The organism is Massilia sp. X63 (assembly GCF_041023745.1).
In the GTDB taxonomy this organism is placed as follows: Bacteria; Pseudomonadota; Gammaproteobacteria; order Burkholderiales; family Burkholderiaceae_D; genus Telluria.
The window spans coordinates 783,103-801,151 of record NZ_JBFTEF010000001.1; the positions used below are offsets into that span (position 1 = coordinate 783,103).

The window sequence follows — 18,049 nt, forward strand, 5'->3', positions numbered from 1 at the left end:
TGCCCAGATTCCTAGTCGTCCGCCCATGACCGAACTCCGTCGTATTCCCGTTGCCTCCGCCAACACCGCTGCCGCCGTCGCCGACGCACCCGCGCCGCTCGTCATTCCGAGCCTGGCTGCCGGGGTAGCCGCGCCCAAGGTCGGCTTCGTGTCGCTCGGTTGCCCGAAGGCGCTGGTCGATTCCGAGCAGATCCTGACCCAGTTGCGCGCCGAAGGCTATGAAACCGCCAAGTCCTACGACGGCGCCGACCTGGTCATCGTCAACACCTGCGGCTTCATCGACGCCGCGGTGCAGGAGTCGCTCGATGCGATCGGCGAGGCCCTGGCCGAGAACGGTAAAGTGATCGTCACCGGCTGCCTCGGCGCCAAGAAGGATGCGGACGGCGCGGACATCATCACCAAGGTGCACCCGAAGGTGCTGGCCGTGACCGGCCCGCACGCCGTCGCCGAGGTGATGGAATCGGTGCACCTGCACCTGCCGAAACCGCACGACCCGTTCATCGACCTGGTGCCGGACCACGGCGTCAAGCTGACCCCGAAGCACTACGCCTACCTGAAGATTTCGGAAGGCTGCAACCACCGCTGCAGCTTCTGCATCATCCCGTCGATGCGCGGCGACCTGGTGTCGCGCCCGATCCACGAGGTGCTGCAGGAAGCCGAGAACCTGTTCAAGGCCGGCGTCAAGGAACTGCTCATCATTTCGCAGGACACCAGCGCCTACGGCGTGGACGTCAAGTTCCGCCTGGGTTTCTGGAACGGCCGTCCGGTCAGGACCCACATGACCCAGCTCACCGAAGAACTGGGCAAGATGGCGCGCCAGTACGACGCCTGGGTGCGCATGCACTACGTCTACCCGTATCCGCACGTCGACCAGGTCATCCCCCTGATGGGCGACGGCCACGTGCTGCCTTACCTCGACATCCCGATGCAGCACGCGCACCCGGATGTCCTGAAGCGCATGAAGCGTCCGGCCAGCGGCGAGAAGAACCTCGACCGCATCCTGGCATGGCGCAAGATGAATCCGGACCTGACGATCCGCTCCACCTTCATCGCCGGCTTCCCGGGCGAGACCGAAGAAGAGTTCGAGTACCTGCTGGACTTCCTGCGCGAAGCGCAGATCGACCGCCTGGGCTGCTTCGCCTATTCGCCGGTGGAAGGTGCGACCGCCAACGAACTGGCCGATCCGGTGCCGGAAGCAGTGCGTGAAGAGCGCCGCGCGCGCGTGATGCTGCTGCAGGAAGAGATCTCGCTCAAGCGCATGCAGGCCAAGGTCGGCAAGACCATGCGCGTGCTGGTCGACGAAGTCGGCCCGCGCGAAGCCATCGGCCGCACCGCCGCGGACGCGCCGGAAATCGACGGCGTGGTCCACATCAAGCGCGCGCTGGTGCCGGGTAGGCCCAAGCCGGCCGTGGGGCAGTTCATCGACGTGGTGATCACCAAGGCCGACGCCCACGACCTGTGGGCCACCGTGGCCTGAGTCCATCGACGAAACAAGGAAGCGCGTGCCCATGAACAAGACCGTCCAGACCTCCCTGATCCACAGCGATTACGAAGCGCCGGGCGGCTTCGACGCCTTCCCGCCGGGTGTGCACCGCGCTTCCACGGTGCTGTTCGAGAACGTGGCGGCGATGCGTTCGGGGCAGTGGAAGGACAAGAGCGCCTACACCTACGGCCTGCACGGCACCCCGACCACCTTCACGCTGGAAGCGCGCCTGGCGCAGATCGAGGGCGGCCGGCACTGCCTGCTGGCGCCCTCGGGCCTGGCGGCGATCGCGATGATCAACTTCGCGTTGCTCAAGAGCGGCGACGACGTGCTGCTGCCCGAAAACGTCTACAACCCGAACCGCGAACTGGGCCGCTGGCTGGCGCAGGACTTCGGTGTCAGTGCGCGCTTCTACGATCCGATGATCGGTTCGGGCATCGCCGACCTGATCCAGCCGAACACAAAGCTCGTCTGGACCGAGGCACCGGGATCGGTGTCGATGGAAGTGCCGGACCTGCCCGCCATCTGCCGGGCGGCGAAAGCGAAGGGCGTGCCGGTTGCGCTCGACAACACCTGGTCGGCCGGCCTGGCGCTGCGCGGCTTCGACGTCGGCGCCGACATCGTCATGCATGCGCTGACCAAGTACCAGTCGGGCGGCGCCGACCTCCTGATGGGCGCCGTGATCACGCAGGACCGCGCGCTCAACGAGCAACTGGCGCAGGCGCACATGCGCCTCGGCCTGGGCGTGGGCGCCGACGATGCCTACCTGGTGATGCGCGGCCTGCCGAGCATGAAGCTGCGCTTCGAGGCGCACGATGCCAGCGCCCGCAAGCTGGCGACCTGGCTCAAGGCGCGTCCGGAAATCGCCAGGGTGCTGCACCCGGCCTTCGAGGACTGCCCCGGACACGCCCACTGGCAACGCGATTTCAAGGGCGCGGGCGGCCTGTTCTCGGTGCTGTTCGATCCACGCTATACCGAGGAGCAGACCGACCGCTTCGTGGATGCCCTGACGCTGTTCGGCCTCGGCTACAGCTGGGGTGGCCCGAACAGCCTGGTGATGCCTTACCGGATCCGGGCGATCCGCAGCCAGTGGCAGGAGCAGGGCGTGCTGGTGCGTTTCAACGTGGGCCTGGAAGATACGGACGACCTGATCGCCGATATCGCGCAGGCGCTCGCGCAGCTGTAGGGCGGCCGGCGCGATGCCGGCCGCCGAGCGCGGCGCGCAGCGTGACTCAGGGCATCGCGCGGTTGCTGTTCAGGTCCAGGAAGCCGCGGATGATGCGGTAGGCCGCCCACAGCCATGCCACGCCCCAGACCAGCACGGCGAGCGGGATGCCGATGATGGTGACTGCCAAGACCCACGCGACCGCCGACCACACCAGGTACCACCAGAACGAGCGGATCATCCAGCTGTGGTGCGAGTAGACGATGGTGCCCTGGGTCTCGGGGCGCTTCACGTAGTTGACGATCAGTACCAGGATCGACAGCAGGCCGGCCGAGAACAGGAAGGTCAGGGCGTGCGCGACGTACAGGATGCGCGCGAACTGCTTGGCGTCCTCGGTTCCGCGATCCATTACCAGGTCTTGCGACATCAGTTTTCTCCTTAGGGGAAGTTGGGAACACGGCGCGGGAACGCCCCGTACGCGACGCATTGTAGCAGCGAGTGCTGCCGTTTTGCCAACATGAGGCGCCGGAGCCGTTTATTCAAGGTCGGCGCGTCAACGCGACCCCAGCTGGGCCTCGACCCAGGCCACCAGCCGGCCGGCATCCATGGCCCCGGCCTGGCGCGCCACTTCGCGCCCGCCCTTGAACAGGGCCAGGGTCGGGATGCTGCGAATCGCGAACTGCGCCGCCAGGTCCTGGCTGCGCTCGGTGTCCACCTTCAGCAGGCGCACCGCCGGTTCGAGCCGCTGGGCGGCCTGGGCGAAGTGCGGCGCCATCATCTTGCAGGGGCCGCACCATTCGGCCCAGAAATCGACCAGCACCGGGATGTCGTTGCGCGCGACGTGCTTGCTGAAGCGCGCGCTGTCGACGTCCAGCGGGCGGCCGGCGAACAGGGCCTGGGAACACTTGCCGCACACCGGCGCGTCGCGCAGGCGTTCGGGGGCGAGGCGGTTGACGGCATCGCAGTGCGGACAGACGACGTGGATCGGGTCGCTCATCTGGCTCATTTGCTTGCTCTCCATTCGACAAAGACCCGTGCATTGTAAGCCGATCATCGACGGCCCGCATGCAGGGCGCCAGCCATGCGCCGTCGCCGGCGGGTCTTCCGTAGAATCAAGACATTGTCGTTTTAGCCAGACCCATGACCGATCACCCCACATCGTCCGGCCGCCTGCTGGTCGGCTGCGCGGGCTGGAGCCTGCCGCAGGCCGACGCCGCGCACTTTCCCGTCGAGGGCAGCCACCTGGAACGCTACGCCGCCGTGTTCCCGGCGGTGGAGATCAACTCGTCCTTCTACCGTCCGCACAAGCCGGCGACCTACGCCAAGTGGGCGGCCTGCGTGCCCGACGGCTTTCGCTTCTCGGTGAAGGTGCCGCGCGCCATCACCCACGATGCGCGCATGGAAAACGTGGAGGAGCTGCTGCTGCGCTTCGCCCAGGAGGCCGGCGAACTGGGCGAGAAGCTGGGCTGCCTCTTGGTACAGCTGCCGCCGAAATTCGGCTTCATCGACGAGCCGGCCCGGGCCCTGTTCGGGCGGCTGCACGAACTGTTCGGCTGCGCGGTGGCTTTCGAGGCGCGCCATCCGAGCTGGTTCTCGGACGCCGCCTCCGCGCTGCTGGCCGAGAGCCGCGTCGCGCGCGTGATCGCCGACCCGGCCGCCGGCCAGCCGGGACCGCACGTGCCGACCAGCCGCGACACGGTCTATGTGCGCCTGCACGGCACGCCGCGCATCTATTATTCGCGCTACTCGCCCGAATATGTCGAGTCGGTGCGGCGCGCACTGGCGGCACAGACTGCCGCCGGGCGTGAGTGCTGGTGCATCTTCGATAACACCGCGGCCTTCGAGGCGGTGCCGAACGCGCTGCAGTTGCTGCACGGCCCCGGTGGGCAGGCACTGGACGAAGCTGCGATACTGGCGCCTCCATGGTGACCGCCACCTTCCGTTTCTACGACCAGCTGGGCGACTTCCTGCCGCGCGTGCGGCGCGGCCGCGAATTCGACGCGGCCTGCGCGCGCGAAGCGACGGTGAAGCACATGGTCGAGGCGCTCGGCGTGCCGCATACCGAAGTCGAACTGGTGCTGGTCAACGGCGAGTCGAGCGGCTTCGACCGCCTGCTGCGCGAGGGCGACCGGGTCGCCGCCTACCCGGGCTTCGGCCAGCTCGACGTGGGCGCCCTGCAGCGCCTGCGCCCTTCGCCCGAAGGGCGGCCCCGGTTCGTCGCCGATGCCCACCTGGGCGGGCTGGCGCGCCTGCTGCGCATGGCCGGCTACGACACCCTCTACGACAACGCCTGCCATGACGACCAGATCGCGCGCATCGCGTGCGAGCAGGAGCGGGTGCTGCTCACGCGCGACCGCGAACTGCTCAAGCGCTGCAGCGTCGAGCGCGGCTGCTACCTGCATGCGCTGCGCCCGGAGCAGCAGTTGCGCGAGCTGTTCGCGCGCCTGCGCCTGGGCGCCGGCATGCGCCCGTTTTCCTTGTGCCTGCACTGCAACCTGCCGCTGCGTCCGGTGGACAAGGCGGCGGTGGCGGCGCGCCTGCCGCCGCGCGTGGCCGCGCTCCACCAGGAATTCACCAGCTGCGACGGCTGCGGCCGGGTCTACTGGAAAGGCTCGCACCATGCGCGCATGTGCGCCCTGCTGGAGGGCGTGGCGGCGCCCCTGGCTGATGTAGAATTGCCTCCGACCCCTGACTCCCTTCCATGACAGCGTGACCGAGCCCGTTTCGCCGTTCCCCTTTCCCGTCCGTACAGCGTGCCCGCCAGGTGCCTGCGTGTGCGAGCGCGAGCGTGTCATGGCCGACCCGCAGGCCGACCACCGGCCGCTGGCCCTGACGCGCCAGCAGGAACAGAAGCTGGTCGAGCGCATCGGCTGCATCGACAGCTACGCAGACCTGAAACACGTGCAGGCGCTGATCCGCAAGAACCTGGGCGCCGAACTGCGCATCGCGCCGGGCCCGAACGAGGTGCGTACGGTGCGCGGCATCATCGTGGTGCTGGAAGAAAAGCCCGGCCTGTGCAAGAAGGCGCGGCAATCGGTGCCGGCCGCGCTGCGCCGCCGCCTGGCCGAGCGGCCCGAGATCGCCTATGCGCTGCTCGACGCCCACGACCTGTTCGGTTCCTAGCCGCGCCGACGCCGGCCCGCACGCGTTTCGTTTGACTCTTATACAATGTGGACGAGGCGGCAACGGCCGCTGGTTTCGTTTTGAGGAGAACAACAATGTCGGGCTATAGCATCAATATCGAAGAGAAAACCCTCAACGGTAACAACTTCCGCGAAGTGCTCTATACGACCAAGCGCAGCCAGCTCGTCATCATGAGCTTGCAGCCGGGCGAGGAAATCGGCATGGAACACCACGAAGGCCATGACCAGTTCATCCGCGTCGAAGCGGGTGAGGGCATCGCCATCCTGGACGGCGAAGAACACAAGCTGGAAGACGGCGTGGCGCTGGTGATCCCGGCCGGCACCGAGCACAACGTCATCAATACCTCGCAGAGCGAGCCGATGCGCCTGTACACCCTGTACACCCCGCCGGAGCATCCGGACGGCATCGTCCACGCCACCAAGGCCGAGGCGGACGAGTACGAGAAGCAGCACCACGGGCACTGATTCCCGCAGCGGCGAGGTCCGGGCAGGAACGTAAAAAAGGCCGGCATCGCTGCCGGCCTTGCCGTTTGCGGCGCGCGAAACTCAGCGGCGGTAGTGATACGGGAAGCGCGTCCCGATGTGCCCACCCCAGCCGCGATGGTGTCCCCAACCGCGCCCGAAGTTGAAGCCCAGCCCGATCGACACCGGCGGGTAGTAGTAACGCGGCTGGTATACCGGCTCGGGCACGTAGACCGGCTGCGGCACGTAGACCGGCGCCGGCTGTACATAGACCGGCGACTGCTGCACGTAGACAGGCTGTTGAGGCGTCGGCTGTTGATACGCCGGCGCCGGGCTGTAGGTGCTCGTGCTGCCGCTGTCGCCGGCGGCCGCGGCGCGCGCGCCCGTACCGAGCGGGACCGGCGTCACCGAGACCACTTGCCACTGGCTCGGATCGCCCGAGCGCGGATAGGCCTGGCTGCCGTAATAATTCGGCCCCGGCGCTGCGCAGCCGGCCAGCACGGCCAGCGATGCGGTAACAATGATGAGTTTCTTCATGGCGATCCTCCTGATCCCACCATGATAGAAAAACCCGTGCATCGTGCCCCGCAGAATTACAGCTTGTTACACACGCAGCATCCCCGCGCCAGTCCCGGCTCAGACCAGCAGCGAACTGAGCTCGTTCAGCGGCACGGCGGCCGCCAGGGCCTGGTAGCCGGCATCGTTCGGGTGCAGCCAATCCTTGCTGTTGTAGCCTGGGTTGATCCGGGTCGGCGCGGCCGGATCGCGCAGCACCCGGTCCCAGTCGATCAGCGTATCGAACTCGTCCGCGGAGCGCAGCCAGCCGTTGACCTGCTGGCGCACCGATTCGCGCGCCGCCGTGTAGTACACGAAGCCTTCCATCGGCGGCAGGGTGGCCCCGAGCACCGCGATGCCGCGCGCGTGCGCCCGCGCGATCAGCTGGCGGTAGCCGGCGATCAGGTCGTCGCGCATCACGCTCAGTGCGGTGCCGGAGGCATACACGATGTCGTTGACGCCGATGGCCACGATCACGGCGCGGACGCCCGGCGTGGCCAGCACGTCGCGGTCGAAGCGCTCCAGCACGTCGCGTCCGGCCAGCAGGGCGCTGGGGTCGTCCAGCAGCAGGCGGTTGCCGGCAATGCCGCGGTTCACCACGCCGATGCGGCCCGCCGTCGCGCCCAGCTCGGCCTGCAGCCGGCGCGCCAGGTAGTCCGGCCAGCGCCGGTTCTGGTTCCCCGTGCTGCCCTGGCCGTCGGTGATCGAGTCGCCGATGGCGACCACGCAGGGCGCGCCGCCATCGACGTCCACTTCACTCAGGAAAGGCCAGGAGGCGATGCTGCGCGAAAGGGTGAAGCTCGTGTTGGCCGCGAAGTTGCCGGAAGTGGAAACGTAGTTGGCCTGCCACGCATCGCGGTGGATCGTGGTGGCCATGGCGCTGCCCGGCAGATACAGGCTGATCGCCAGGTCGGAAAAGGGCGCCACCTGGAAGAACACCGGGTCCGACAGCGCGGGCGAGCCCGGCTGGATCGTGACCGCGGTCCGCCCGCCGAAGCTCAGCGGATGGTTGGAGCCGGCCACCACGGCCTGGCCGCTGCTGCGCAGGCCCACCTGGGCGGCACCGATGAGCAGCGGCGCGCTGCCCATCTCGTTGCTCAGGCGTACGCGCACGCGGTTGCCGCCGATGCTGGTGCGCACGATCATGCGCAGGGTCTGGCCACCGAAGCTCATGGTGCTGGCCGAGGGCGGCGGGCCGGCCGGCGCACAGCCCCAGGTCGCGCACCAGCCATCGGCGCGCCAGGCCGGTGCGGCGTCGGCGTCCGGCGCGAGCGCCAGCGCACCGGCGAGCGCGGGCAGCCCGAGCAGGAAGCGCCTGCGGCTTTGCAGCGCAGCTGCGCCACGTCGCGCGGCATCGTCAGGATGAGAAATGGAAAGGGAAGGATACGACGTGCGGAAGGCCGGAATGGACATGGCATGCTCCTGTCGAATGAGGCGCAGCCGCGGCGCGGCCGCACCATCAACATAGACCAGCAGCGCTGCTCATCCAATCGTGCGCGACACAGCATTTGCGCTGCGTCGTGCTTCAGTACCGAACTATTGGAACAAGCGAAACTTAGGCGAATGCAGATGGTTCAGCCGAGCAGCGTGTTTCCCCGGCGCTTGCCGACCAGCCCGCCAATCCAGGCGCCCGTTCAGGCATCCCCGACACAAGAACATGTCATTGCAAAATGTTCAGCAAGCCATCGAGGCCAGCGAAATTCAGGGCCACCGCAGCCTGTGCGCGCACCACCGGCTTGGCGCGGAAGGCCAGCGACAGGCCGGCAATGCCCATCATCTTGAGGTCGTTGGCGCCGTCGCCCATGACGATGGCCTGCTGCGGATCGATGCCGTACTGCGCGCACACGCGCTGCACCGTGCGCATCTTTTCTTCGGCGTCGACGATGCCGCCGAGCACGCGGCCGGTCAGCTTGCCGTCCGCCACTTCCAGCACGTTGGCATGGGTCACGTCCAGTCCCAGGCGTTCCTTCAGCCGATCGGTGAAGAAAGTGAAACCGCCCGATACCAGCAGGGTCTTCAGGCCGGCCGCCTGCACCGCCTTCAGCATGGCTTCGCCGCCCAATGAGATGCGCAGGCGCTCGTCGTAGACGCGCTGCAGGGCGGACGCGTCCAGTCCCTCCAGCAGGGCCACGCGGCGCGTGAGGCTGGCGGCGAAATCGAGTTCGCCGCGCATGGCCGCTTCGGTGATCTCGGCCACCTGGGGCTTCAGGCCCTGCATGTCCGCGATCTCGTCGATGCATTCGATGGTGATCAGGGTCGAGTCCATGTCCATGGCCACCAGGCCGAAGTCGGCCAGCTTGCGCCCGGCCGCGATGAAGCAGGCATCGGCCTGCGCCGCAAAGGCCGCGGCCTCGATGCGCTCCTTGAGCTCCGGCGAGAAGGGCACGTCCTCGCAACGCAGGGCGTGCTCGCCAAGGCGGGTCACGCGTGCAGGACTGGCCAGGGCGGCCAGCTGTTCGAGCGAGTCAAGGGAGGCCTGCGGCCCCTGGAGCACCAGGTTCATGGTCATGGGTGAAGGCTCAATCGAGCAGTTGTTTGATGGTCTGTTTTACCTGCGTCACGCGGGCCGCCAGGTCGGGCATGCTGGCGGTGATGCGCAGCTTGTCCTGGCCGGCCAGCTTGATGTGGCGGTTCTTCTGGATCAGGGTGATGATCTTGATCGGATCGATCGGCGGCTTTTCCATGAACTGCAGGTTGGCCGCTTCGCCGTGGGCGTCGATCTTGACGATGCCGACCGCCTTGGCCGCGATGCGCAGGCGGTGGGTCTCGATCAGCGCCTTGACCTGGTCCGGCATCTTGCCGAAGCGGTCGATCAATTCTTCCTGCATGGCGTCGATCTTGTCCTGGCTCTCGCAGTTCGCCAGGCGCTTGTAGATCGAGAGGCGCTCGTGCACGTCGCCGCAGTAGTCGGCCGGCAGCAGGGCCGGCACGTGCAGGTTGATCTCGGTGGTGGACGACAGCGGCGCCGCCAGGTCCGGCTCCTTGCCGGCCTTGAGGGAACGCACCGCTTCGTTGAGCATGTCCGAATACAGCTGGAAGCCGACTTCGAGCATCTCGCCGGACTGGTTCTCGCCCAGCACCTCGCCGGCGCCGCGGATCTCCAGGTCGTGCATGGCCAGGTAGAAGCCGCTGCCCAGTTCTTCCATCGCCTGGATCGCATCCAGGCGGCGCTGCGCCTGCTTGGTGAGGCCGCTCACGTCGCTCACCAGGAGGTAGGCATAGGCCTGGTGGTGCGAACGGCCGACGCGCCCGCGCAGCTGGTGCAGCTGGGCCAGGCCGAAGCGGTCGGCGCGGTGCATGATGATGGTGTTCGCGGTCGGCACGTCGATGCCGGTCTCGATGATGGTCGTGCACAGCAGGATGTTGAAGCGCTGCTGGACGAAGTCGCGCATCACCTTTTCCAGGTCGCGCTCGTGCATCTGGCCGTGGGCCACGCCGATGCGCGCTTCCGGCAGCAGTTCCTCCAGCATGGCGCGGCGATTCTCGATGGTCTCGACCTCGTTGTGCAGGAAGTAGATCTGGCCGCCGCGCTTGAGTTCGCGCAGGCAGGCTTCGCGGATGACGGAACCGTCCTCGCTGCGGACAAAAGTCTTGATCGCCAGGCGCTTCTGCGGCGCGGTGGCGATGATCGAGAAATCGCGCAGGCCTTCGAGGGCCATGCCGAGGGTGCGCGGGATCGGGGTCGCGGTCAGGGTCAGGACGTCGACCTCGGCCCGCAACGCCTTCAGCGCCTCTTTCTGGCGCACGCCGAAACGGTGCTCCTCGTCGATGATCACCAGCCCCAGGCGCGTGAACTTCACGTCCGCCGAGAGCAGCTTGTGGGTGCCGATCACGATGTCGAGCGTGCCGTCGGCCATGCCCTTGATGGCGTTGTTGATTTCCTTGCCCGTCCGGAAGCGCGACAGCTCGGCGATTTTCACCGGCCAGTCGGCGAAACGGTCGGCGAAGGTCTGGGCGTGCTGCTCGGCCAGCAGGGTGGTCGGCGCCAGGATGGCGACCTGCTTGCCGCCCATGACGGCGATGAAAGCGGCGCGCAGCGCCACCTCGGTCTTGCCGAAGCCGACGTCGCCGCATACAAGCCGGTCCATCGGACGGCCCGAGCTCATGTCCTTGATGACGTTGTGGATGGCCTCGGCCTGGTCCGGGGTCTCGTCGAAGCCGAAGCTGGCGGCGAAGTTCTCGTAGTCGATGCTCGAGTATTCGAAGGCGTGGCCCTGGCGCGCGGCGCGGCGCGCATACAGGTTGAGCAGTTCGGCGGCGGTATCGCGCACCTGCTCGGCGGCCTTTCTCTTGGCCTTGTCCCACTGGCCGGAGCCGAGGCTGTGCAGCGGCGCGTCTTCCGGCGAGGTGCCGGAATAGCGCGAGATCACGTGCAGCTGCGAGACCGGCACATACAGCTTGGTCTCCTTTGCGTACTCCAGGTGCAGGAACTCGGTCTCGCCTTCGCCCAGGTCCATGCTCATCAGGCCCATGTAGCGGCCGATGCCGTGGTTGATGTGCACCACCGGGTCGCCGACCTTCAGCTCGGACAGGTCGCGCACCATCGATTCGACCTGGCTGGTCGCTTCCTGCTTCTTCTTGCCTGCGCGGCGGCCCGAACCCGCATACAGCTCGGTCTCGGTGACGAAGACCAGGCGGCCGGCGTGCTCCTCGCTCAGTTCGAACCCGGCCTGCAGCGGCGCCACGCCCAGCACCAAGCGGGCGGCGGTGGAACGCAAGCCCCCGAAGCCCTCGACCGGCGCCAGTTCCAGCTGGTATTCGTGGAAGTACTGCTGCAGGGTTTCGCGGCGGCCGGCCGACTCGGCGACGATCATCACGCGCGCGTCCTGGCGCGCCAGGTAGGCGCGCAGGTTGGTCAGCGGGTCGTCCAGGCGGCGGTTGACCGCGATGTCCGGGATCGGCGCCGACAGCTCGGAGGCGGGCAGCGACGGGTCCCTGCCGATGGTCCAGCGCCCGTGCGGCTTGGCGCAAGTGAAGAACTGTTCGGCTCCCAGGAACAGTTCGCGCGGCTCGAGGATCGGCCGTTCGCGGTCGCTCTTGAGGAACTTGTAGCGCGACTCGGTATCGAGCCAGAAGCGCTGGATGGCGGCCTCGATGTCGCCCACCAGGGCCAGCGTGGCGTCCTGCGGCAGGTAGTCGAACAGGGTGGCCGTCTGTTCGAAGAACAGCGGCAGGTAGTACTCGATGCCGGCCGAGGCGATGCCGTTGCCGATGTCGCGGTAGATCGGCGAGCGCGAAGGGTCGCCTTCGAAGCGCTCGCGCCAGCGGCCGCGGAAAGCGCTGCGGGCCGCTTCGTCCATCGGGAATTCGCGGCCCGGCAGCAGGCGCACTTCCTTGACCGGATACAGCGAGCGCTGGGTGTCGGCGTCAAACGTGCGGATCGATTCGATCTCGTCGCCGAACAGGTCGAGCCGGTACGGCAGGGCTGAACCCATCGGGAACAGGTCGATCAGGCCGCCGCGCACCGAGTATTCGCCCGGCGACATCACCTGCGACACATGGGTGTAGCCGGCCAGGGTCAGCTGGGCCTTCAGCTTGGCCTCGTCCAGGCGTTCACCCTGGCGGAAGAAGAAGGTGTAGGCTGCCAGGAAGGACGGCGGGGCCAGCCGCACCAGCGCGGTGGTGGCGGGCACCACCAGCACGTCGCACTGGCCGTTGCGGATCTCGTGCAGGGTCGCGAGCCGTTCCGAGACCAGGTCCTGGTGCGGCGAGAACGCGTCGTAGGGCAGGGTTTCCCAGTCCGGCAGCAGGTGGCAGGACAACTTGCCGTCGGCGAACCAGGGGATCTCGTCGAGCAGGCGCTGGCCGTCGCTGGCGTTGGCCACGACCACGGTCAGGATCTGGTTGTTGGCCTTGAGGGCCAGCGCTGCGGTGGCGAGCGCATAGGCGTCGCCCGAACCGTGCAGGGCCGGCAGGGCAAAACGGGTTCCGGGTTTGGGAAGGTTTTTCTTGAGATCGAAAGGCATTGAGCGCGCATTGACGTTCGCAACAGTGAAGCCAATTATAGACGAACGGCCATGCGTACGCCGGGCAGGCCCCCCGAGCAGGACGAGGCCCTGCTGCGCGAGGAGGGCTTCAGCGAGGTGAGCATGTTCTACGCGGCAGGGGTGTTCCGCGGCTGGATCGGCTACGCCTGACGCGCGCATCGCTGCTCAGGCTTCAGGGGCGCGCAACCGGTCGAACAGGCGCGCCTGCCCGGCCGGCAGCGCCGCCGCCAGCGTTGCCGCAGCCTCCACGCCGGCATCCGCCAGTACCCGCAGCCTGGCCAGCCGGTCAGCGGCATGCAGGACCTGTGCGAGCGCCGTGGCATCGGGCTGCCCCGCGTGCAGGATCGCCTGGCCGACCGCCGGCGGCAGCTCCCACAGCGCGGAGATCGGTGCCGACAGCGTGCGTGCGCGGCCCAGCAGCGCATGGCCGAAAGCGTCCGACGGCGGCAGCGGCGCCGTGCCGGCCAGCTGGTCGGCCAGGCGCAAGGCGACGATCAGCCCCAGGTGCTGCATCAGCCCGGCGAGATAGGCCTCGAAGGGATCCGCGCCCACGCCGGGCGCCAGCATGTTCGCCGCCTCCGCGGATTTTTCCGACTGGCTCCATACCTGGGGCGGCGTCGACTGGACCGGCTGGCGCGGACTCCGTGGCGCGCGTCGGCGCGGCGTCCTCGCCTGGAGGGGGCGTGCCGCCGAATAGGCGGGCGAGCCAGTTTTTCATGTCGGGAGAGCGCGGGTCGAAAGGCGATCCATTCTAGCCGAACGCGACGGCGGGCAGACGCTGGACGCAGGACCGCCTGGTTGCGCGTGCAACCAGGCGGAGAACGGTGGGCGGCCGCAGGTCGGCGGCGCCCGATGGGCGTCGCTTAGCGGCCGGTGCCGGAGGTCGACGAATTGGTGTTGGTGGAGGAGGTGCCGGTGGTACCGCTGGTGCCCGTCGTATCGGTGGTGCCGGTGGTGCCAGTGGTGCCGGTGCCCATGGTGCCCGAGCCGGTGGTGCCGGTGGTGCCGGTCGCACCCGAGGTGCCGGAGGTGCCCGAAGTGCCCATATCGCTCGAATTGGTGCCGGTGCTGCTGCAGGCGGCCAGCGCCAGGGCCATGATGCCGCCCAGCAGGGCGCTTTGGAATTTCCTGTTCATTCGTTTCTCCTCATGTGATGGGTGCACCATCATGTGATGAGGTCCGTGCACGAAAAATAGGAACAGGACGTTCGTCCGTGTAGGAGCGTACGTACGTACTCATTGGCCAAAGACGAAACAGCCCGGCTAACCGGGCTGTGCAGGTATGCCGGCCTCAGCGGCCGGTGCCGGACGAGCTGGTCCCGGTACCCATGTCGAGGTCGTTGGTCGTGCCGGTGTTGGTGCCGCTCGCGCCGCTGCCGGAGCTGCCGGAGCTGTTGCCAGCGCCGCCGCTGCCGGTCGTGCTGCAGGCCGCCAGGGCCAGCGCCATGATGCTGCCCAGCATGGCCTTCTGCAAGCTGGAGTTCGTCGCATTCTCCCAGGGGTGGTTGACACCAGCATCATGCAAAGGGCGCCCGGACTCCGAAATAGGATTGCGGCGTCAGGGCGTGTAGGAGTTTGCGTACGGCGCTCAGGCGGCGATGGCCTCGTGGCTGGCCAGCCACGCCAGCAGGTCGTCCGACGCCAGCGGCCGGCTGTAGAAATAGCCCTGGCCCTTGGCGCAGTTCTGGGCCCGCACGACCTCGGCCTGCGACGCGGTCTCGATGCCTTCGGCGACGGTCTTCATGCCCAGGCTTTGCGCCACCTTGACGGTGGCCTCGATCAGCACGCGGTGGTGCTGGCTGGTATCGGCCTGGCAGACGAAGGAGCGGTCGATCTTGACCGTGTCCACCGGCAGCAGGTGCAGGCTGGACAGCGAGGAATAGCCGGTGCCGAAGTCGTCGAGCGCGAGCTGGATGCCGAGCGCCTTGAGTTCGTGCAGGCGCTGCTGGATGCCCTGGTCCTGCGCCGCGAGGCTTTCGGTGACTTCCAGCTGCAGCTGCTCGGGTGCGATGCCGGTGACCTGGAGCACGCGGCGCACGCTGTCGATCCAGCCCGGCTGGCCGAGCTGGGCGCGCGACAGGTTCACCGCAATGCGGCGCGGCGCGGCCTCGCCCAGGCGCGCACGCCAGTCCATGAAATCGCGGCAGGAGCGTTCCAGCACGAAGTCACCGAGCGCGCCGATCAGGCCGCACTCTTCCGCCACCCCGATGAACTCGACCGGCGGCACGATGCCGCGTACCGGATGGCGCCAGCGCACCAGCGCCTCGACCCCGGCCGCGTAGTCGGTGCCGCCGTCGGGCAGCAGGCCGACCACCGGCTGGTAGACCACGAACAGCTGTTCCTCGGCCAGGGCCTGGCGCAGCTCGGCCTCGATGCCGGCGCGGCGTTCGGCGCGTTCGCGCATCGAGGCTGCGAACACCAGGTGGCGCGCGCCGCCGGCGCGCTTGGCCTCGACCATGGCGATGCCGGCGTCGCGCAGGACCTCGTCGGCGTCGCGCGCGCCGCCGAGCAAGGTATCGGCGCCCCAGGCCAGGCCCAGGCTGGTGCCGCATACGACTTCCTGGCCCTGCACCCGGAACGGGCGCGCCAGGGCATCGAGGATGCGGCCGGCGACTCGTTCGGCGTCCTCGCGCGAGCGCATCCCGTCGAGCACCACGACGAATTCGTCGCCGCCCACGCGCGCCGCCAGCTGGCCCCTGCCGCCGATGGTGTCGATCCGGTCGCTCGGCGGGCGCAGCGCGCCGCGGATGCGGTCGGCGATCTGCACCAGCAGCTCGTCGCCGGCGGCCTGGCCCAGGGTATCGTTGATCTGGCGGAAGCGGTCGCAGTTCATGAACAGTACCGCGAAGTCGCCCGCCGAAAGCGGCCGTGTGACCAGGTGCTGCAGCTGCTCGCGCACCGCCTCGCGGTTCGGCATGCGCGTGAGCGCATCGGTGCGAGCGGCGTTGCGCAGGCGGCGCAGCAGGGTTTCCTGCTCGCGCTGCACTTCCAGGGTGGCGTCGGTGACGACCGCCATCAGGCGCTCGCTGTCGAGCTTCATGAGGCTGATCGCCAGCACCTGCGGGCTGCCGGGCGCGGTCAGCTCGGGCGGCAGCGGCGCGCGCAGGCCTTCGCAGATCACGCCCGAGGGCTCGCGAAACGCGCCCGCGAGCTGCGGCAGCTGGGGCGCGATCGGCGCCAGCACGGCGTACAGGTTGTCCAGGCCCGAATTGCGGGCGATCGGCATCAGGAGGCTGGATGCCATCGGGTTGAGCATGTCCACCGTGCCGTCCGGCGCGATCTGGGCCAGCCCGATCGGTGCGCGGTACAGGAACTGCACCAGGGCTTCGTAGGCATCGCTCGGATCAGGCTGCATCGCGATCTCCTTCGGGTCCCAGGGATGGTTGGGCAGGCGCGGCGGCCAGCGCTGGATGCCAGCGTTCGACCCGGTTGCGGCCCGCGCGCTTGGCGGCGTACAGCGCCTGGTCGGCGCGCTTGAGCAGCAGGTCGACGCCGCCGCTGCCGTCGTCCAGGCTGGCGACGCCGGCGCTGACAGTGTAGCGGATGCGCTGGCCGTCGAAGAGCACGACTTGCGAGGCGACCAGCGAACGCAGGCGCTCGGCCACCACCGCCGCGCGCGGCAGGTCGGTGGACGGCAGCAGCACCGCGAACTCTTCGCCGCCGATGCGGGCGACCACGTCGACCTCGCGGAAAGTCTCGGCCAGGATCGCGCCCAGGTGCTGCAGCACGGCGTCGCCGCCCGGGTGGCCGTAGCGGTCGTTGATGGTCTTGAAGTGGTCGGCGTCGAGCGTGATCACGGCGGTCGAGCGCGGCACCGTGCGGCTGCGGGCGAGCTCCTCTTCTGCCGCTTCGAAGAAGGCGCGGCGATTGGCCAGGCCGGTCAGGTAGTCGCCGAAGGCTTCGCGGCGGCGCCGTTCGCTGGCCTCGCGCTTGTCGGTGATGTCGCGCAGGATCAGGCAGTAGGCGGCGCCGTCGGGATCGGCCCCGTGCGGCGGCGCTCGCTCGGGCAGGGGGCTGATCAGGGCGCTGCCCCAGAAGCCGCTGCCGTCGGCGCGCAAGCGCTTGCCTTCGTCCAGGCTCCAGCCGTCGCGATCGGCATCGCGCAGGCGGTCGAGCAGGTGCTCGGGCGTCATCGCATCAGATGGATAGAAGACCGAATACGGCTGGCCCGCCACCTCCTGGCCAAAGCCGGTGACGCGGCCGATGCTGGGGTTCCACTCGGCGATGGCGCCGTGGGCGTCGAGGCCGACCAGGGCGTAGTCGGTAATGCCGGTCAAGATGGCATTCAGCCAGGCGTCGTTCTGGCGCAGCTGGCGTTCGCGCCGCACCTGCATCGTGACGTCGTTAATCACTGCCATGACCCGCTGGGCGTCGAGCTTGAGCAGCGTGATGGCGAGGACTTGCGGAATCTTCTTGTCGGCGCCGCCGGCGTTGAGGTGCACGTGCAGTCCGTCGCATACCTTGCCCGACGGCTGCTCATAATCGGCGCACAGGTGACGCAGCTCCGGAGCGACGCCTTCCAGCGCGACGAACAGGTTGTCCAGCCCGCCGTCGCGGGACAGCGGCATCAGCAGCTGGGCCGCGAGCGGGTTCATCATGACGATTTCACCGTTCATGCCGGCCTGCACCAGGCCCACCGGGGCGAGGTACAGGAACTGGATCAGGGCTTCGTGCTCGGCCTGCAGCTCGTCGATATCGTCCACGTGTTCTTCTCTCTCGTGCGCTGCTCAGCGTGTCTGGCGCTGGACCAGCACGTAATGGGTGTTGCCGGCCGGGCTTGCCAGCATGCGCAGGCGCACCTTGGTCGGGCGCATGCGCAGGGTCAGCACGTAGTCGATGGTTTCGTCCAGCGCAGCACCCTCGTCGATTGCCTCCTCGAAGCGCTGGGCAACCATGAAGTTGTTCAGGCAGGGCGCGACGTTGGTGAACAGCGGCTGGCCGATCACGCGTTGCGGCGACAGGCCGGCCGCCTGCGATTCGAAGGCGTTGTAGCGCTGGACCTTGGTGTCGGCGTCGAAACCGATCACACCGAAGTCGAGCTGGTCGAGCTGCTCCGGCGAACAGCTGTCGAGCTGCGAAAGCAGGTCTGCGGTCGAAAACGACAGGGCGGGAGCGGTCATGAGCTGGGATGGCGCTGGTCGAGCGCTAAAATTGATTTGAGGAAATTGATGTTGACATACCGCTAGCCCGCTTGTCAATTGTGTGTACCCTCGCTCCGACACATTCCGCCCCCAAAATTTCACTTTTGGCCGGGC

At 68.0% G+C, this 18,049-nt stretch carries 17 protein-coding genes and 1 pseudogene; 6 read left to right on the top strand and 12 right to left on the bottom strand.

The window, feature by feature from the left end:
- The first annotated feature begins 25 nt into the window (after positions 1 to 25).
- Positions 26 to 1,477: a 30S ribosomal protein S12 methylthiotransferase RimO gene (rimO, locus tag AB3347_RS03705; protein WP_369090407.1), complete on the top strand. Its 1,452-nt coding sequence runs from the start codon at positions 26 to 28 to the stop codon at positions 1,475 to 1,477.
- 31 nt (positions 1,478 to 1,508) lie between these two features.
- Entirely contained in the window at positions 1,509 to 2,669 is a 1,161-nt protein-coding gene (locus tag AB3347_RS03710; protein ID WP_369090408.1) for a cystathionine beta-lyase, read from the top strand.
- A gap of 46 nt (positions 2,670 to 2,715) precedes the next feature.
- Here the strand turns inward: AB3347_RS03710 and AB3347_RS03715 are convergent, their stop codons facing one another.
- The gene (locus AB3347_RS03715) at positions 2,716 to 3,075 is read right to left on the bottom strand and encodes a DUF4870 family protein (RefSeq protein WP_369090409.1); all 360 of its coding nucleotides are present in this window, start codon (positions 3,073 to 3,075) and stop codon (positions 2,716 to 2,718) included.
- A gap of 126 nt (positions 3,076 to 3,201) precedes the next feature.
- The gene (trxC, locus tag AB3347_RS03720) at positions 3,202 to 3,645 is read right to left on the bottom strand and encodes a thioredoxin TrxC (protein WP_369090525.1); all 444 of its coding nucleotides are present in this window, start codon (positions 3,643 to 3,645) and stop codon (positions 3,202 to 3,204) included.
- A gap of 143 nt (positions 3,646 to 3,788) precedes the next feature.
- Here trxC and AB3347_RS03725 point away from each other — a divergent pair, with 143 nt between their 5' ends.
- The 4 genes from AB3347_RS03725 (at position 3,789) to AB3347_RS03740 (ending at position 6,256) form a co-directional block, all read left to right on the top strand.
- Positions 3,789 to 4,577, top strand: a complete 789-nt coding sequence (locus tag AB3347_RS03725) for a DUF72 domain-containing protein (RefSeq protein WP_369090410.1) — start codon at positions 3,789 to 3,791, stop codon at positions 4,575 to 4,577.
- The gene (locus tag AB3347_RS03730) at positions 4,571 to 5,353 is read left to right on the top strand and encodes a Mut7-C RNAse domain-containing protein (protein WP_369090411.1); all 783 of its coding nucleotides are present in this window, start codon (positions 4,571 to 4,573) and stop codon (positions 5,351 to 5,353) included. Before AB3347_RS03725 ends, AB3347_RS03730 begins: the two co-directional genes overlap by 7 nt.
- 88 nt (positions 5,354 to 5,441) lie before the next feature.
- Entirely contained in the window at positions 5,442 to 5,771 is a 330-nt protein-coding gene (locus AB3347_RS03735; protein WP_369090413.1) for a hypothetical protein, read from the top strand.
- 95 nt (positions 5,772 to 5,866) lie between these two features.
- A complete protein-coding gene (locus AB3347_RS03740) occupies positions 5,867 to 6,256 on the top strand; it encodes a cupin domain-containing protein (RefSeq protein ID WP_369090414.1) in 390 nt (129 codons plus the stop codon).
- An 81-nt stretch (positions 6,257 to 6,337) separates the two neighbouring features.
- Here AB3347_RS03740 and AB3347_RS03745 read toward each other — a convergent pair whose 3' ends face one another.
- The 10 genes and pseudogenes from AB3347_RS03745 to AB3347_RS03790 form a co-directional block, all read right to left on the bottom strand.
- On the bottom strand, positions 6,338 to 6,790 hold the full coding sequence (locus AB3347_RS03745; protein WP_369090415.1) for a hypothetical protein: 453 nt from the start codon (positions 6,788 to 6,790) through the stop codon (positions 6,338 to 6,340).
- 99 nt (positions 6,791 to 6,889) lie between these two features.
- Positions 6,890 to 8,221, bottom strand: a complete 1,332-nt coding sequence (locus tag AB3347_RS03750) for an SGNH/GDSL hydrolase family protein (protein WP_369090416.1) — start codon at positions 8,219 to 8,221, stop codon at positions 6,890 to 6,892.
- A gap of 247 nt (positions 8,222 to 8,468) precedes the next feature.
- A complete protein-coding gene (gene serB / locus AB3347_RS03755) occupies positions 8,469 to 9,311 on the bottom strand; it encodes a phosphoserine phosphatase SerB (RefSeq protein WP_369090526.1) in 843 nt (280 codons plus the stop codon).
- A gap of 16 nt (positions 9,312 to 9,327) precedes the next feature.
- Positions 9,328 to 12,774: a transcription-repair coupling factor gene (gene mfd, locus AB3347_RS03760; RefSeq protein ID WP_369090417.1), complete on the bottom strand. Its 3,447-nt coding sequence runs from the start codon at positions 12,772 to 12,774 to the stop codon at positions 9,328 to 9,330.
- A 186-nt stretch (positions 12,775 to 12,960) separates the two neighbouring features.
- A pseudogene (locus AB3347_RS03765) lies at positions 12,961 to 13,392 on the bottom strand (HDOD domain-containing protein); the annotation flags it as partial.
- Positions 13,393 to 13,658: 266 nt separating this feature from the next.
- On the bottom strand, positions 13,659 to 13,931 hold the full coding sequence (locus AB3347_RS03770) for a hypothetical protein (protein ID WP_369090418.1): 273 nt from the start codon (positions 13,929 to 13,931) through the stop codon (positions 13,659 to 13,661).
- A 154-nt stretch (positions 13,932 to 14,085) separates the two neighbouring features.
- Complete coding sequence (locus AB3347_RS03775; protein WP_369090419.1) at positions 14,086 to 14,256, bottom strand: hypothetical protein; 171 nt, start codon at positions 14,254 to 14,256, stop codon at positions 14,086 to 14,088.
- A gap of 126 nt (positions 14,257 to 14,382) precedes the next feature.
- Positions 14,383 to 16,149: a putative bifunctional diguanylate cyclase/phosphodiesterase gene (locus tag AB3347_RS03780; RefSeq protein WP_369090420.1), complete on the bottom strand. Its 1,767-nt coding sequence runs from the start codon at positions 16,147 to 16,149 to the stop codon at positions 14,383 to 14,385.
- Entirely contained in the window at positions 16,139 to 17,497 is a 1,359-nt protein-coding gene (locus tag AB3347_RS03785) for a diguanylate cyclase (RefSeq protein WP_369090421.1), read from the bottom strand. Before AB3347_RS03785 ends, AB3347_RS03780 begins: the two co-directional genes overlap by 11 nt.
- A 24-nt stretch (positions 17,498 to 17,521) precedes the next feature.
- Positions 17,522 to 17,914, bottom strand: a complete 393-nt coding sequence (locus tag AB3347_RS03790) for a PAS domain-containing protein (RefSeq protein ID WP_369090422.1) — start codon at positions 17,912 to 17,914, stop codon at positions 17,522 to 17,524.
- Between the last annotated feature and the right edge of the window lie 135 nt (positions 17,915 to 18,049).